The 13,581-nt window shown below is 60.2% G+C and carries 10 protein-coding genes and 4 tRNA genes; 5 read left to right on the forward strand and 9 right to left on the reverse strand.

Annotation, left to right across the window (positions count from 1 at the left end; translation table 11 throughout):
- From sucD to KOL99_RS16245, 3 genes are all read left to right on the forward strand, one after another.
- A partial coding sequence (gene sucD / locus KOL99_RS16235) for a succinate--CoA ligase subunit alpha (RefSeq protein ID WP_216511521.1) occupies positions 1 to 875 on the forward strand: 875 nt, incomplete at its 5' end.
- A gap of 30 nt (positions 876 to 905) precedes the next feature.
- Entirely contained in the window at positions 906 to 1,100 is a 195-nt protein-coding gene (locus KOL99_RS21850; RefSeq protein WP_216511522.1) for a ribbon-helix-helix protein, CopG family, read from the forward strand.
- Complete coding sequence (locus KOL99_RS16245) at positions 1,097 to 3,346, forward strand: NADP-dependent malic enzyme (protein ID WP_216511523.1); 2,250 nt, start codon at positions 1,097 to 1,099, stop codon at positions 3,344 to 3,346. Before KOL99_RS21850 ends, KOL99_RS16245 begins: the two co-directional genes overlap by 4 nt.
- Before the next feature lie 409 nt (positions 3,347 to 3,755).
- Here the strand turns inward: KOL99_RS16245 and KOL99_RS16250 are convergent.
- The 8 genes from KOL99_RS16250 to KOL99_RS16285 all read right to left on the reverse strand — a co-directional run bounded on the left by KOL99_RS16250 (position 3,756) and on the right by KOL99_RS16285 (position 8,371).
- Positions 3,756 to 3,839 (reverse strand) — tRNA-Leu (locus KOL99_RS16250).
- A gap of 58 nt (positions 3,840 to 3,897) precedes the next feature.
- Positions 3,898 to 3,973: transfer RNA gene (locus tag KOL99_RS16255), tRNA-His, on the reverse strand.
- Between the two features lie 12 nt (positions 3,974 to 3,985).
- Positions 3,986 to 4,062: transfer RNA gene (locus KOL99_RS16260), tRNA-Arg, on the reverse strand.
- Between the two features lie 21 nt (positions 4,063 to 4,083).
- Positions 4,084 to 4,161 (reverse strand) — tRNA-Pro (locus KOL99_RS16265).
- A 302-nt stretch (positions 4,162 to 4,463) separates the two neighbouring features.
- On the reverse strand, positions 4,464 to 5,060 hold the full coding sequence (locus KOL99_RS16270) for an XTP/dITP diphosphatase (protein ID WP_216511524.1): 597 nt from the start codon (positions 5,058 to 5,060) through the stop codon (positions 4,464 to 4,466).
- Positions 5,057 to 5,776 carry a ribonuclease PH gene (gene rph / locus KOL99_RS16275; protein WP_216511525.1) on the reverse strand — a complete coding sequence of 240 codons (720 nt, stop codon included), beginning with the start codon at positions 5,774 to 5,776 and terminating at the stop codon, positions 5,057 to 5,059. Before rph ends, KOL99_RS16270 begins: the two co-directional genes overlap by 4 nt.
- Positions 5,777 to 6,014: 238 nt before the next feature.
- Entirely contained in the window at positions 6,015 to 7,304 is a 1,290-nt protein-coding gene (locus KOL99_RS16280; protein WP_216511526.1) for a right-handed parallel beta-helix repeat-containing protein, read from the reverse strand.
- On the reverse strand, positions 7,301 to 8,371 hold the full coding sequence (locus KOL99_RS16285) for a GGDEF domain-containing protein (protein ID WP_216511527.1): 1,071 nt from the start codon (positions 8,369 to 8,371) through the stop codon (positions 7,301 to 7,303). Before KOL99_RS16285 ends, KOL99_RS16280 begins: the two co-directional genes overlap by 4 nt.
- A gap of 237 nt (positions 8,372 to 8,608) precedes the next feature.
- Between KOL99_RS16285 and KOL99_RS16290 the strand changes: the two genes are divergently transcribed.
- Entirely contained in the window at positions 8,609 to 10,843 is a 2,235-nt protein-coding gene (locus tag KOL99_RS16290) for a vitamin B12-dependent ribonucleotide reductase (RefSeq protein WP_216511528.1), read from the forward strand.
- 428 nt (positions 10,844 to 11,271) lie between these two features.
- Here KOL99_RS16290 and KOL99_RS16295 read toward each other — a convergent pair whose 3' ends face one another.
- A complete protein-coding gene (locus tag KOL99_RS16295) occupies positions 11,272 to 12,348 on the reverse strand; it encodes a DUF3089 domain-containing protein (RefSeq protein WP_216511529.1) in 1,077 nt (358 codons plus the stop codon).
- A 936-nt stretch (positions 12,349 to 13,284) separates the two neighbouring features.
- Between KOL99_RS16295 and KOL99_RS16300 the strand changes: the two genes are divergently transcribed.
- Positions 13,285 to 13,575, forward strand: a complete 291-nt coding sequence (locus tag KOL99_RS16300) for a nucleotidyltransferase substrate binding protein (protein WP_216511530.1) — start codon at positions 13,285 to 13,287, stop codon at positions 13,573 to 13,575.
- Positions 13,576 to 13,581: the final 6 nt, after the last annotated feature.

Genomic DNA, 13,581 nt, shown 5'->3' on the forward strand with positions numbered 1-13,581 from the left:
TGAGCATATTGATCGGCAAGGAAACCAGGGTCATCACGCAGGGAATCACCGGCGCGACCGGCCTGTTCCACGCGCAGGGCGCCCGCGAGTACGGCACCCAGATGGTGGGCGGGGTGACCCCGGGCAAAGGGGGGACGGTGATCGACGGCTTCCCCGTCTACGACACCGTGGCCGAGGCGGTCGACGCGACCGGCGCCACCGCGAGCGTCATCTACGTGCCGCCCCCCTTCGCCGCCGATTCCATCATGGAGGCGGTCGACGCCGGGGTCGAGCTGGTCTGCTGCATCACCGAGGGGATCCCCGTCCTCGACATGGTCAAGGTGAAGCAGTACCTGGTCGGGAAAAAGACCCGGCTGGTGGGGCCGAACTGCCCGGGCGTGATCACCCCCGGCGAGTGCAAGATCGGCATCATGCCCGGCTACATCCACAAGCCCGGCAAGATCGGCGTCGTGTCCCGCTCCGGCACCTTAACCTACGAGGCGGTCTGGCAGCTGACCTGCATCGGTCTCGGGCAGTCCACCTGCGTGGGGATAGGCGGCGACCCGGTCAACGGCACCAGCCACATCGACTGCCTGCGCCTGTTCGAGGAGGACCCGGACACGGAGGCGGTGATCATGATCGGCGAGATCGGCGGCAGCGCCGAGGAGGAGGCCGCCCGCTTCGTCAAGGAGAACATGACCAAGCCGGTCGCGGCCTACATCGCCGGGGTGACCGCCCCCCCGGGCAAGAGGATGGGGCACGCCGGCGCCATCATCTCCGGCGGCAAGGGAACCGCGACCGAGAAGGTGGCGGTGCTCAAGGAGTGCGGCATCAGCGTCGCCGCGACCCCGGCCGAGATGGCGCAGGCGCTTTTGAAGGTTTACCAGCCTCGGTAATCGTCTGAACTGTTTTTTTTGGAGGACCAGATGTTCAAGCATTCAGATAATCCCAAATACCACATCGTGTCGGTACGAGTGAGCGAGGAAGACCACGAAAACCTTAATATGCTGTGCCGGCAATCACAAAAAACGATTTCCGACCTGATGCGAGAGGCATTGCAGATCTGGATACCCGTCAATTGTCAGCCGCAGCGGACGAAATCTTGGAGACCCCTTAAATGAGTAAGAAGATTAATGCGCTTGACTACCACTCCGGCGGGAGAAAAGGGAAGATCGAAGTCATCGCGACCAAGCCGTGCCAGACCGCGGCGGACCTGTCGCTTGCCTACTCTCCGGGTGTCGCCGAGCCGTGTCTCGCCATCCAGCAAAACCCGGACCACGCCTACACGTACACCGCGAAGGGAAACCTCGTCGCCGTCGTTTCCAACGGCACTGCCGTTCTTGGCCTTGGCAACCTGGGCGCCCTCGCGGGCAAACCGGTGATGGAGGGCAAAGGCGTTCTCTTCAAGCGTTTCGCCGATATCGACGTCTTCGACATCGAGCTCGACACCGAAAACCCGGATGAGATCATCAAGGCGTGCCAGCTCCTCGAGCCGACCTTCGGCGGCATCAACCTTGAGGACATCAAGGCCCCGGAGTGCTTCTACATCGAGGAAGAGCTGAAAAAGACCATGAACATCCCGGTCTTCCACGATGACCAGCACGGCACCGCCATCATCTGCTCCGCGGCCCTTCTGAACGCACTGATGCTCGTGGGCAAGAAGATCGAGGAGATCAGGATCGTGGTGAACGGCGCCGGCGCCTCGGCCAACTCCTGCGCCAAGCTCGCCATCGCCCTGGGCGTGAAACCCAACAACATGATCATGTGCGACACCAAGGGGGTCATCTACAAGGGCAGGGTCGAGGGGATGAACCCCTACAAGGAACTCTTCGCCGCCGACACCCCCTTCCGGACCCTGGAAGAGGCGGCCAACGGCGCCGACGTCCTCTTCGGCCTTTCCGCCAAGGGTGCCTTCACCCCGGAAATGGTCCGCTCCATGGCCGCAAACCCGATCATCTTCGCCATGGCGAACCCCGACCCGGAGATCACCCCGGAGGAGGCACACGCGGTGCGCGGCGACGTGATCATGGCTACCGGCAGAAGCGACTACCCGAACCAGGTGAACAACGTGCTCGGCTTCCCCTTCATCTTCAGGGGGGCGCTGGACGTGCGCGCCACCGCCATCAACGAGGAGATGAAGCTCGCCGCGGTGCACGCACTGGCCAAACTCGCCCGCGAGGAGGTGCCCGACTCCGTCTCCAAGGCCTACGGCAACGAGAAGTTCAGCTTCGGAGCGAACTACATCATCCCCAAGCCCTTCGACCCGCGCGTCCTGCTGCACGTGGCGCCGGCCATCGCCCAGGCCGCCATGGATACCGGCGTGGCGCGCATGCCCATTGCCGACATGGCGAAGTACATCGAGCAGTTGGAGTCTTCGCAGGGCAAATCCAAGGAAGTGATGCGTATGATCATCAACAAGGCGAAGAGCGATCCGAAGAAGGTGGTCTTTCCCGAGGGGGAGGACGAAAAGATCCTGCGCGCCGCCCAGACCCTGGTGGAAGAAGGGATCGCCCAGCCCATCCTCGTCGGGGACAGAAAGAAGATCCAGCAGAAGATGGACGACCTGAACCTGGACCTGGAGGTCCCCATCGTCGACCCGGCGGACTCGGAGCTGACCGAGCTTTACGCCAACGAGCTTTACCAGCTGCGGCAAAGAAAGGGGATCACGCTTACCGAGAGCAAGCGCATCATGCGCCGCAAGTCCAGGACCCACTTCGCCACCATGATGGTGCACAAGGGGGACGCCGATACCCTTTTAGGAGGCATCGACACCCACTACCCGGAAACCATCCGCCCTGCCCTGGAGGTGCTCGGCAAGCAGGCCGGTCTTTCCAGCGTCCATGGCCTCTACATGATGGTGTTCAAGAAGGACGTCTACTTTCTGGCAGACACCACGGTATCCATCGACCCGACTGCCGAGGAGCTAGCCGAGACGGCCATCCTCGCGGCCGAAAAGGTGCGTATGCTCGACATCGAGCCGCGTATCGCCATGCTCTCCTTCTCGAACTTCGGCTCGGCCAACCATCCGCAGGCGAAGAAGGTGAAGACGGCGGTGGAACTGGTCAAGGAACGCGTGCCCGACCTGCTCATCGACGGCGAGATGCAGGCGGACACGGCGGTGGTGCCGGACCTGCTCGAAGGTTTCACCTTTTCCAAACTGAAGACCCCGGCGAACATCCTCATCTTCCCGGACCTCAACTCCGGCAACATCTGCTACAAGCTCTTGCGCCGTCTCGGTGGCGCCGAGGCGATCGGCCCGATCCTCATGGGGATGAACAAGCCGGTGCACGTGCTTCAGCGAGGCGACGACGTGAATGACGTGGTCAACATGGCCGCCATCGCGGTGGTGGACGTGCAAAACCTGTAGCGCCCACATGCGAGCGAATGAAACGGCAGCCACGCGCTCTCGCCCACCTGCCGAGTGTACGAGAGTAGCTCGCCTCGCTGGCAGCGGTGTGTAGCGAAACATAGGAAGGGCAACCAAAACTACTTTACGTACCGGTTGCGCTACCTCAGCTCGGTTGGCACCACTGTCCCCACAGGTCGCCCAAAAGCAAAGAAGCGGGGATGGCTATCAGGCCAACCCCGCTTCTTTTACTTGGTGATTATAAACTGGTGCAGACGTTGACCCGGCAATTCCGGCGACCTCTGTCCGCTGTTCACGAAGCGCGGCACGCGAACGAGCGTCCTCCCCTTTGCGAAGGGGTGACAGAGGGATTTGCTTTTTCGGTCAAAAAAAAGGCTTACCCCACATGAGGTAAGCCTTCACTTTTTGCTGGTACGGGAGACAGGACTTGAACCTGCACGTCGCAAGACAACAGCTCCTAAGGCTGCCGCGTCTACCATTCCGCCACTCCCGCAGAGGTTTGCAGCTGAAACAACAAACCCCGCTTTTTAAACGGGGTCGTCTTTATAGGTTGGGGTGGGTAGTGGGATTCGAACCCACGTATGAACGAGTCACAGTCGTTTGTGTTAACCGCTTCACCATACCCACCATATTCAATTGTGGCACGCCTGAGAGGGTTCGAACCTCTGACCTACGGCTTAGAAGGCCGTTGCTCTATCCAACTGAGCTACAGGCGCAGAAGTAAAGCCTGCAATGAGTGGTCGGGGTGAGAGGATTCGAACCTCCGGCCCCCTGCTCCCAAGGCAGGTGCGCTAGCCAGGCTGCGCTACACCCCGATTCAAGAAGCACGTTTATAGCACAGCCTCTGATGCCGTGCAAGCCCTTTTTTTGAGCCCCCGCGGCATTTCTTCAGATCTTGAAATGCCCCCGAAATTTAACGCAAAGCCGCAAAGTCGCAAAGACAACCAGGAGCACGTCGGTCTTCGCTTTCAAGCCTTTAGTCCCTGGTAGTACACCTTGTTTTAATTCCTTTGCTTCACCTTTGCGTCTTGGCGGCTTTGCGTTAAATACAGTCTTTTCGCCTTTGCCTCATCTTCGCGCCTTCGCGCCCTGGCGTCTTTGCGTTAAGCCGTTCGCCTTACCCCTGTTGCGAGGACAACGCCTCTTTCAGCATCTGCATGGCCCGGCCGCGGTGGCTGATCGCGTTCTTGATCTCCATGGGCAGTTCCGAGAAGGTCTGCCCGTATTCGGGAACCAGGAACAGCGGATCGTACCCGAAGCCACCCTCGCCCCGCGGCGCCTCCAAAATCTCCCCGGCCAGCATCCCGTCGAAGGTCTGGCAGGTCCCGTCGGGAAGGCAGAGCGCGATGACGCAGTGAAACGCGCCGGTGCGCTCCTCACGCGGCACGCCGGTCAGTTCCTTCAGAAGGAGCGCGTTGTTGTCGGCGTCGCTGGCATCCTCACCGGCGAAGCGCGCCGAGAAGACGCCGGGGCGCCCGTCAAGATAGTCGACGCACAGCCCGGAATCGTCGGCCAGGACCGGCTTGCCGGTAAACTTCGCCGCCGAGAGCGCCTTCTTGATGGCGTTCGCCTCGAAGGTGTCCCCGTCCTCCACCACATCGGGGAGATCCGGGAAATCGGCCGGAGAGAGTATCCTCTCCACCACCCCGCGCAAAAGTTCGGCGAATTCCTTCAGCTTCCCCTTGTTGCCCGACGCGACCAGCAGCTCTTTCATGCCTGAAGCGCCTCCCGCTGCAGTTCGAAGAGCCGGGACAGCCCGAGCATGGCGTGGCTGCGCATGGCGTCCATCTGCTCGAGGGTGAACGGCTCCGCCTCGGCGGTTCCCTGCACCTCGACAAAGCGCATGGACGAGGTCATCACGAAGTTCATGTCCACCTCGGCGCTGGAATCCTCCGGGTAGTCGAGATCAAGGAAGGGAACGCCGTCGATGATCCCCACGCTCACCGCGGCCACCGCCTCGCGCAGCGGGCTCTCGGCCAGGTCCCCGTTCTTCACCAGGGTCTGCAGCGCGTCTGCCAGCGCGACGTAGGCGCCGGTGATGGAGGCGGTGCGGGTACCGCCGTCGGCCTGGATCACGTCGCAGTCGATCAGGATGGATCGCTCACCGAGCTTCTCCATATCGACCACCGCGCGCAGCGATCTGCCGATCAGGCGCTGGATCTCGTGGGTACGCCCCGAGAGTTTCCCCTTGGCGGACTCGCGCTGGTTCCTGGTATGGGTCGCGCGCGGCAGCATGCAGTACTCGGCGGTCACCCAGCCGGTCCCCTTCCCTTTCAGGAACGAGGGCACCTTCGCCTCGACGGTCGCGTTGCAGATGACCTTGGTGTCGCCGAACTCGATCAGAACCGAGCCCTCGGCGTGTTTGAGGTAGTTGCGGGTGATCTTCACTTCTCTCAGTGCGTCGGCCGCGCGGCCGTTTGTGCGTGTCATGCTCTCTCCAAAAACTGTTGAACGTTCAACGTTCGTTATCCTGCTTCCACTCATGCCGCGGTTTCCCGACGGCTACATCTCTTCTAACCCTGCATCATCAACTGCTGAAACTGCACGTTCATCTTTCTGAAAAGGTTTGCTCCGATCCCCTCAGATGTTCTCCCTGTTAATGGTTAGGTTTTGCTCCGAAGTTCTCAGATTTTTCTCCGTGGCAGACGATTCTTGAACAACCGTTATGTCACTTGCCGTTAGGCGCCGTTTTGAGCCGCGGCACGATGGTCACCTTGCCGCGGCCGCCGTTGTCATAGATCGTGGGACCGCTCTCACCCCAGAAGTTGTTGGGGGCGCGGAACTCCTCCGTCCCGGCGTTGTAGATGTCGTGCCCGCTGTTGCCGCTGATGGTGTTGCCCCAGGCCACGCCAGCACCGTCGAAAACGAGGATCCCCTGCATGCCGTTGCCGATGATCAGGTTGTCGTTGACCCGGACCCGCGATGCGGTCAAGGAGAGACCGTAATCGCTGTTGCGCGCGAGCTTCATGCCGCTGACGCTCCCCTCGCACTCCAAAAGGGTCACGCCGCGGCCGTTGTCCAACGCGGCCCCCCCCTCCAGTTTCACCCGGCAGTTGTCGCCCGAGAATGCGGCGCGGTTCATGGCGAGACTTCCGTCCTGCAGGTAGATGGAACTCTTGTGCGCCGTAATGCCGGCGTGGTTGCCAATCAGGTTCAAGCCGCGCAGGGTGGCCTCGCTGTTGGCGAAGATGAGACCCGCATCGCAGTCCGAGGCGCCGCCGGCTTCCATCTGCACCAAGGCGTCCTGGAAGCGCATCCCCACGGTGCAGCGCTCGGCGCGCACACCCTTCAAGGTAAGGTTCGAGAACAGCGCTTCCAGTCCCGTCTGCGCCCCGTCGATGCGGCAGTTCTCGAGAACGTTCTTCTTCTCGCTCCCCAAAAGGGTCATCCCCAACCAGTCCCCCGCCGCGGACGTGGCGAAGTTCGAGGTGAAGCGGATGGGGTCGTCCTTGGTGCCCGAAGCGACGATGCGTCCCTGCACCACCAGGGTGGGAGGGCGCCCCTCGCTTTTTTTGAAGCGCACCACCGTTCCCGGTTCCACCGTCAGCGTCGTCTGGGGAGCCACGGTGACCGCCCCCTCCACCAGCACCTCCCCGCGCCAAACCGTGTCCTCCGCCAGCACCCGGTCCCCGTAAGATATGAGCGGTTTGAACGCCGCTTCAGGTCGCGGTGCTGCCGTCGCAGCGGGCGTGGTGCTAGCAGGTGTCGCCGGAGCAGCCGTCTCACTCTGCGCGCCCGAAGTCTTAGTTGCGTCCGTCTCTCCCGCCGCAGCGACAACAAGAGCCCTCCCCTGTAGGGGCGAATAATCATTCGCCCCCGCCGCCGTGACAGCGAAAGCAGGCGTGTCGGCCGTAGCCTTGGCGAAGTCGGGCCTGCCCACCGTAGCCTTGGCGAAGGTGGGAAGCAAAAAGGCCGCCAGAAGCGGCCCCCCGCAGATAAGGGTAAGGTATCTTTTCATGTCGTCGGGATCTGGAGACTTTCCTGGTGGTAGACCTTGTTCTTGCCGCGGCGCTTGGCCTGGTAGAGCAGGGAATCCACGATATTGAACAGCTCGTCCATCTTGTCGGCGTTCTCCGGATAGCTCGCGACGCCGATGCTCACCGTCACGCCGCGGCTCGCCCCCTCGACGAGCCTCCCGGTCGTGCCGTTTTGCACGCTGTCGCGCAGGCGCTCCGCCGCCAGGATGGCCTGGTCCAGCCGCGTCTCCGGCAGCAGCACGATGAATTCCTCGCCGCCGTAACGGAAGGCGACGTCGACGCCGCGGATGGTCTGCAGGATCAGTTCGCCCATCAGCTCCAGGAGCCGGTCGCCGGTGGCGTGACCGAAGCTGTCGTTATAGCTCTTGAAGTCGTCCACGTCCATCATGATGATGGAGAACGGCTTGTGGTAGCGCTTGGCGCGCGCCATCTCCTGCCTGAAGTACTGCTTGAAGTAGCGGTGGTTGTGCAGCCCGGTCAACGAGTCGGTGATGGCCAGCAGTTTGGTCCGCTTGTGCAGCGTGGCGTTGTGGATCGCCATCGCGGCGAAGGACGCCAGGATGGAGAGCAGGTTCAGCTTCTCCCGGTCGAACCGCCTCGGGGCGAAATCGTCCAGGTAGAGGATACCGACGATGCGCTCCTGGAAGATGAGCGGCACGCAGACCAGCGACCGGATCCCCTCGTTGAGGGCGATCGGGTTGTTGAAGAAGGGAGTCTTCTCGGTGTCCTCGATATAGAAGATCTCCCCCGCGCGGAGCACCTGCTCGGTGAGTCCGCCGGCGGTCACCTCCCAGCGCTCCTTCTTGACGAAGTCCGCCGTGAGCCCCGAGTGCGCGTGCAGGCTCAGCTCGCGCTTGGCGTCGTAGTAGAGCGCGACGCTTCCCGCCGGGGTTTCGGCGAATCTCATCGCGGAGGTGAGGATGGCCTGCAGCACCGTGTCCAGGTCGAGCGTAGAGACGACGGCTTTAGCGACCTCTATCAGATCCTTGAGCGCCTTCACTTGCGACTCAAGCGACTCCTTCTGGCTGTTGCAATCACACTGGGTCATGGAGGCTCCCGGCAGGAAAATTAACCACACATTAATATCACAGCGCCGCCCCGCTTGTAAATGGCCGAGCTGTGTAAACATCGGCAATTTCGATTTTTATGAGACTCCGAAATTTTAATCTATTAACGCTTGACTTCGTCATACATCTTGTGGTTTATTTCTGCCCGCCCACAAAATGTAGGGTCTCAAGCAAATGACATGGCTACATGTTGAATATCCCAAGGAGGACGAAAGGTTATGAAGAAAACAGTCGAGAAGGGGCAGATCCCGGGTCTCACCAAGAACGCACTGACGGTGCTGGAGAAGCGCTATTTGAAGAGGGACCAGAGCGGGACCCCCCTTGAGACTGCGGCCGACATGTTCCGTCGCGTGGCCACGGCGATCGCCCAGGCCGACGCCGTGTTCGACAAGAAGGCCGACATCTCCGCCCTCTCCGACAAGTTCTACAACATGATGACCAACTTCGAGTTCCTCCCCAACTCCCCGACCCTGATGAACGCCGGTCGCGAGCTGGGGCAGCTCTCCGCCTGCTTCGTGCTTCCGGTGGGCGACAGCATGGAGGAAATCTTCGAATCCGTCAAGTACACCGCCCTGATCCACAAGTCCGGCGGCGGCACCGGCTTCTCCTTCTCGCGCCTGCGCCCGGCCAACGACGTGGTCATGTCCACCACCGGCATCTCCAGCGGCCCCCTCTCGTTCATGAGGGTGTTCGACGTCGCTACCGAGACCATCAAGCAGGGCGGCACCCGCCGCGGCGCCAACATGGCGATCCTTCGTGTCGACCATCCCGACATCATGGACTTCATCATGTGCAAGAACGACCAGCGCCAGCTGAACAACTTCAACATCTCGGTCGGCATCACCGAGGAGTTCATGAAGGCCGTCGACGCTGACAAGGACTACACCCTGATCAACCCGCGCGACAAGAAGCCGGCCGGCTCCCTGAACGCCCGCAAGGTGTTCGCCCGCATCGTGAAGCAGGCCTGGGAGAACGGCGAGCCGGGCATCATCTTCCTGGACCGCCTCAACAAGGACAACCCGACCCCGCACATCGGCGAGATCGAGTCCACCAACCCCTGCGGCGAACAGCCGCTGCTGCCGTACGAGTCCTGCAACCTGGGCTCCATCAACCTGGGCAAGTTCGTGACCCACGGCAAGGTGAACTGGGACAAGCTGAAAGAGACCGTGCGCACCTCCGTGCACTTTTTGGACAACGTCATCGAGGTGAACAACTACCCGCTGCCGCAGATCGACGAGATGACCCGCGCCAACAGGAAGATCGGCCTGGGTGTCATGGGGTGGGCCGACATGCTGATCCTGCTCGGCATCCCCTACGGCTCCGAGGAGTCGGTGGAACTGGGCGAGAAGGTGATGCAGTTCATCAACGAGGAAGGCAAGATCGCCTCCCGTGAGCTCGCCAAGACCCGTGGCCCCTTCCCCAACTTCAAGGGGAGCATCTACGACGTGGCCGGCGCCGATCCCATCAGGAACGCGACCGTCACCACCATCGCCCCGACCGGCACCATCTCCATCATCGCCAACGCCTCCTCCGGCGTCGAGCCGCTCTTCGCGGTCAGCTTCGTGCGCCAGGTGATGGACAAGAACATCCTGGTCGAGACCAACCCGCTCTTCGAGAAGGCCGCCAAGGAGCAGGGCTTCTACAGCGAAGAGCTGATGCAGCGGATCGCCGAGCACGGCACCGTGCAGGACATCAGCGCCATTCCCGAGGACGTGCGCGACGTGTTCGTCACCGCCCACGACATCACCCCGGAAGAGCACATCACCATGCAGGCGGCCTTCCAGCGTCACACTGACAACGCCGTCTCCAAGACCGTGAACTTCCCGCGTGAAGCCACCATCGAGGACGTCGAGGAGGTCTACCGTCTCGCCTACCAGATGAACTGCAAGGGGGTCACCATCTACCGTGACGGCTCCCGCGACGAGCAGGTGCTCTCCGTCGGCAAGAAGGAGGAGCCCAAGGCGGCCGCTCCGCTCACGCTGGAGGAGAAGCGCAGCATCAAGCGTGAGCGTCCCAAGGCGCTCAAGGGTTGGACCTACCAGATGCAGACCGGCTGCGGCCCGCTGTACATCACCATCAACGAGGACGCCACCGGCCTCTTCGAAGTCTTCACCACCATGGGCAAAGCCGGCGGCTGCGCCGCGAGCCAGAGCGAGGCGATCGGCCGCATGGTGTCTTTGGCCTGGAGAAGCGGCGTGCAGGCACGCCAGGTCGTGAAGCAGCTTTTGGGGATCTCCTGCCACAGCCCGAGCGGTTTCGGCGACAACAAGGTGCTTTCCTGCGCCGACGCCGTCGCCAAGGCGATCCAGGCGCACCTGGCCATCACCGGCCATGCCGAAGTCATCGAGGCCCCGAGCTTCGAAAGAGGCGCCTGCCCCGAGTGCGGCGGCGTCGTCGAGCACGAAGGCGGCTGCGCCGTCTGCCGCGTCTGCGGCTACTCCGAGTGCGCGTAGACTGGTGAGTTTTTTGAATTGGCCATGCTGCTGAGGAGAGATCATCCATCGATGCAAACGCCACAAGAAACCGTCACTAAAGAAAATCGCTGAAGTAATACAAAGGGGACAGGCAGCAAAAAAGCAGCCTGTCCCCTTTTTCTTTCTCGCTCGACTACATAATCACCGTACGCAGGTCAAAGCCCTGAAAAAACAACCAAGTACTGGCGCGAGCATGTACGCCGAATCTCCGGTAATGAGCCCCCCTCCAGAGTCCAACAGAGTCGCGGCATGGTTTTGACGCTGGTAGTTTAAAGAACCGGTCTGGGTCCATTCGCCGGCGTGCTGTCGCTTCCTCCACTACACCCCGCCAACAGCAGTACCACCAAGTTCAAAACCATAAAGATCAAGCGACTGAACCGCGGTATGCGTTTCATGGTGGTTCTCCATTACGGGTTGAGAAACCTGGCAGTGCGGTTGGCGGCGTTGGCGGCAAGGTTGCCGTAATAGAACGGGTAGTCATAGCTGTGGTAAAAGCCGGGCGCGACAGGACTCGGGCGCTTGAAGGTTGCCGGGTCAACGGTTGAGCAAAGCACCACATTTGTCGAAGAGGTCGGATCGAGAGCGCTCGTGACCGGGTCGATTGCGGCGACTTGCGCATCTGCATAGCCGGCTACGGTCTGCACGGGGATTATGACATCGCCCTGGTAGAACGGCGCCGTTGCGGTTGCATCGTATAGGCGCAGCGAGCCCGCATTGGCTGAGGCGGGAGCCTGTGTTGCCGTCCTGGTCCAGGAGATCGGGTTGATTGCCATGGCACCGGGGAAGACCACGGGGTTCCTGCCCGTAAAGGAAGGGCTTTGGGTGTTGTACGAGACGATCACACCGGTATCATCCGCCCCCTGGGCGAATTTCAGATGGGGGTTCCGGTCGAAATAATCCTGCGTGAAGGACCAGCCGATGGCGTAGGCGGCAATCATCCTCTGATAGACGCTTGGATTGGCTTTCATGTAGTTTTGCAGCAGGAGCGCGGTTACCGTTGAACCCTGGGAATGACTCACAAGAATGAATGGCCGGTTGTGGTTGTAGTTTTTGATGTAGTAATCGAACGCTGCGGTAACATCCGTGGCCGGTGTCCCGCTGATAAAGTCATACACGGCCTCTGTAGTCGGCAAAGCCAGCGTGTAGAAGGCATCTGCCTGCCGATAGTAGGGAGCGTAGATATTGCCGACAGCGGCAAAGGCGGTAGCCTGTCTCTGAAACCATGATTTTGCACCGGCTACCATGTTGGCGTTGTCTATTCGCCCGACAATCGGATCCCCCGAGCCGGCAAAGTACGCAGTCGGATAGACGTAGAAGACATCGACATTTTTAACGGGATCAAGCTGTGATGGCACGGACAGCCAATTGGCAGCCTTTGAATAGTCGATAGGAGTGCTCGTAGCGGAATTGTCCGTCCCACACCCGGCAACAACCAGACAGGCCGAAAGGACTGTGAATAACACTGCAAACAATCTGATCTTCATGTAATCCCCCTATAATCTATTGATTTCCTGCACACATTATCGCGACCCATTCATCCCGGTCTTTGATCAGCTTATCCCCCTCCGGTAAATCCGGAAAAGTTCTCGCTGAATACGGTTGTCGCGCCGGCCCCATACATCCTCTGGTAGTCGTCAAACAGTTGCCGGATTTCTTCATGGTCGATTGTATCCATTGAGCACGCCCTGCTATAGGTAGTTTTGGGACATACACCTTGCGAGAGGACAGCGTTCGCCTCAAGCAGTCTTATCGACCGCTCGGTCAGTTATCTTGAAAAGTATCTTGTGGTTTGGGCGGCTTAGGGGGAAAGACATGGCTTAAGCCTCAAACGGTCAAGCCTGGCAGAGGCAGTAAAAAAACTTTTTGGGCAAGGATTTTTTTCTAACTTTACACTTGGACAAAATCGCATTTTTGCGGTTTTCACGGGAGGCGCTACCACTGCGAGGGGTCTAGAGAGACGGCCCAAGCGAAGAGTAAACAAGAAGTAGCGGAAAAAAGGGGGACCTCGCAAGACGCGGTCCCCCTTCGTACGTTTCGGTGCGAACGTCCCCTCTCCTTGGGACGCAAGCTTACGGCTTACGGCTTCCTGCCTCCGCCCCCTCATCTTTTCTGTCTTTGCGTCAACGCCGCCACAAGTATTCACATCGACTTTACTCGGGGTCTGATTGACTGGAGCGAGTAGCAGGGAATCTCCCGAATCAAGCTTCAAATAACCTTATGTCGACTTCACACGACTGGAAGGCCAGAGGCAGGCTTTCTAGTGCCGAGCGAATACTTACACCCGCCTTCTCGTTCTCTTCAAAGAACTGGAAAACCCGCAACAAACCTGCTATCTTCCAGCAGCTTCTGCCAATGCGCAACAAAGTCAGCATGGCAATCGCGGGTAAAAACAACGTCAACTGGAATCACGGAGGTTGTGCGTGATCGATTACGATAAATTCAAAAAATCGCTCAAACATCTCGAGCTGCAGTTTGCCAACTACAGCAGCTCTAGTCAGCGCAACCTGCCCGAACTGGACAGGGAGGCACTGGCCGAATCGGTGGTGTACCGCTTTGAGACCTGCTATGACTGCGTGTGGAAGATCCTCAAGCGTTACCTCATGGAAGAACTGGGCATCCCCGACGTCCCCAACAGTCCCAAACCTATTTTTCGCCTCGGTTTCGAAAACAAGCTCTTCCCTTCCATTGAACGGTGGCCCGAAAAGGTGTGACAACAA

Origin of the sequence: Geomonas azotofigens (assembly GCF_018919395.1) — a bacterium.
Classification (GTDB): Bacteria; Desulfobacterota; Desulfuromonadia; order Geobacterales; family Geobacteraceae; genus Geomonas; species Geomonas azotofigens.

What these genes read in the sequence shown, in the direction of transcription:
- rph (WP_216511525.1), bottom strand. Translation starts at nt 5,776, where the DNA reads ATGACACGCACAAACGGCCGCGCGGCCGACGCACTGAGAGAAGTGAAG.
- KOL99_RS16295 (WP_216511529.1), bottom strand. Translation starts at nt 12,348, where the DNA reads ATGAAGATCAGATTGTTTGCAGTGTTATTCACAGTCCTTTCGGCCTGT.
- KOL99_RS16280 (WP_216511526.1), bottom strand. Translation starts at nt 7,304, where the DNA reads ATGAAAAGATACCTTACCCTTATCTGCGGGGGGCCGCTTCTGGCGGCC.
- KOL99_RS16270 (WP_216511524.1), bottom strand. Translation starts at nt 5,060, where the DNA reads ATGAAAGAGCTGCTGGTCGCGTCGGGCAACAAGGGGAAGCTGAAGGAA.
- KOL99_RS16290 (WP_216511528.1), top strand. Translation starts at nt 8,609, where the DNA reads ATGAAGAAAACAGTCGAGAAGGGGCAGATCCCGGGTCTCACCAAGAAC.
- KOL99_RS16285 (WP_216511527.1), bottom strand. Translation starts at nt 8,371, where the DNA reads ATGACCCAGTGTGATTGCAACAGCCAGAAGGAGTCGCTTGAGTCGCAA.
- KOL99_RS21850 (WP_216511522.1), top strand. Translation starts at nt 906, where the DNA reads ATGTTCAAGCATTCAGATAATCCCAAATACCACATCGTGTCGGTACGA.
- KOL99_RS16245 (WP_216511523.1), top strand. Translation starts at nt 1,097, where the DNA reads ATGAGTAAGAAGATTAATGCGCTTGACTACCACTCCGGCGGGAGAAAA.